Genomic DNA, 1969 nt, shown 5'->3' on the forward strand with positions numbered 1-1969 from the left:
CTGTCGAGACTGCTTGTCGACGAGAGCCAAATCAGCTGTGTTTTGTCGCGTTTCGCTTTCTGGTCAGATAATCGCTCGACGCCGATTTCAGGGTGACCCGGCTGTTTTCCCGGTCGCGTCGTTCGGTCGCGTTCGCGATAATCTGTTTGTAGGCTTGTGTGGAGCCACTGGAGAGGCTTGAACTCTCGACCTCGCCCATACCAAGGGCGTGCTCTCCCAACTGAGCTACAGCGGCATACGACATTGTTGGCTGAAAGATTTGACAAATGTGAAAACCCGGTTCGGCGTGCCAGTACATCCGTGGCTCCACCGAAACCGGGTCCCGAAAGCGGTTTAGGTCCGCTTGTCCGCGTCTGTGCCAGTTTCACGGGCTGGCCCTTTCGCGAATATTGGCCCCGAAAGTGTCTGAGGGGTTCTAAGTAGGCTTTAGGCCCAAAGAGTGCTGCCGTCGTTGCCCGGAGCTTTAAACTCGCGGGATAGCGGTGATTGGTGTCTTCGGCGGTGACTGCTACCCGCCCTGAAGGACGGGACTTCCTGCTTCAATGGCTGCGGCCAATCCTCGAGGGGGATTGGTTTTACTGCTACCTCCACAGGACTGAGGCGGGCAGTCCTGCCGCCTGCAACATCAATAGTGGGAATACTTCCTTAAAACTGACCCAATTTGCATCCGGCGAACCGGAGGGGTTACGAAGGCCTGAGATTACGGCCTTTGGCGATCGGTCTTCACGGAGTACCCGAGGACTTGCGGTCCTGGTTGCCGTCTCATCCACACACGCTCATCTCTCGATGTAACGCGGTATCCGATCAATGCCGCCTTTTTTAGAGAGTGGCTTTTCTCTCGTCGTCAGACCCACTTCGACATTTCCACATCCGTCAGCCTTGCGAGCTGTTATGGGGGCGCGACCCCAACGAACGCTTCCGCGTCAATCCCTTCCGTCTTGCGGACTTCCAGGACCTTGGTTCACTTTCGTGCCAAGGCTTAGGCATCTTTCAGGTCCAACCGGGACAGTCTTTGCGTTTTTCAATCGATACGGGAATTGAACCCGCGACCGACGGTATCATAAACCGTTGCTCTGTCCATCTGAGCTAATCGCAAGTCACTTCGACGCGCTGTCCCAGTTGCTCCCACGACTTTTGACCGCAAGAATACAACACGCCAAATCTCGTTCACGCTGCTAACGCTAATTGAGCATGCTTCCGGACATCTCTGCCCATGGCATTGCGAAGCGCCCTCACCCGCAAAGGATCGAACCTCTCCACTATCCCTTAACATTCATCGCTGAACAGCTTCGCGTGTCTGGCAGGGCTTGCGACACCCTTTCAAACCGCCTGCTTTACGGCGCAACAAGCACCGAGGCATCGAACGGTCTGCATCTCCTCTCGAAGACCAAACGCCGTCATGACGACTATTTCCGCTTTTAGGCGAACCCTCCTCTCGGAGATGTCGGGACTTGTATGGATGAACCGGACTCCCGGCGGCAGTGTGTGACCCTCCTGCCTTTGGCCTCATCGCTGAGGATATTCTTTAATGACGCCATACCGCCATACGATGTTTGAGCACCTGACCAAAACCTAAGCTTTGTCCAGCACACGAACGCCGATAAATCCCAATGTAAGGATTAAATCTATTTTGTAAACCCTCTTTTTAGGGATTCGAATTTTTTGGAGCGGATAATGGGATTCGAACCCATGGCCTTCTCGATGGCAACGAGATGCTCTACCCCTGAGCTACACCCGCAATCTGTTTGTTCTGGCGGCAACGCTCAACCCGCTGCACGATCATGTGCCCCCGGCCACCTGGCTTGTGGTAGTCGCTAGACGGGAAAAACGAACACTGCTTAAATTTTTCCATGCCGATTTCTTCGATGGCATCAAAGATGGCCTTGTAAAAGGCTTTGTAGATTTCGTGGTCTTCATCGATATCGATCGCATAGGGGTTCTTAACGTCTTCCCCGTCCTGAAGGACGGG

At 54.1% G+C, this 1969-nt stretch carries 1 protein-coding gene and 2 tRNA genes; all 3 read right to left on the bottom strand.

The features are described from left to right. Positions 1–159 precede the first annotated feature (159 nt). A tRNA-Thr gene (locus tag E1297_RS02390) sits at positions 160–235 on the bottom strand. Between the two features lie 1428 nt (positions 236–1663). Then, positions 1664–1738 (bottom strand) — tRNA-Gly (locus tag E1297_RS02395). After that, positions 1718–1969, bottom strand: a 252-nt coding sequence (locus E1297_RS49010; RefSeq protein ID WP_196223148.1) for a hypothetical protein, incomplete at its 5' end; no start/stop codon positions are given. The genes E1297_RS02395 and E1297_RS49010, both read right to left, overlap by 21 nt.

It is taken from the genome of Roseibium sp. RKSG952 (assembly GCF_009711355.1).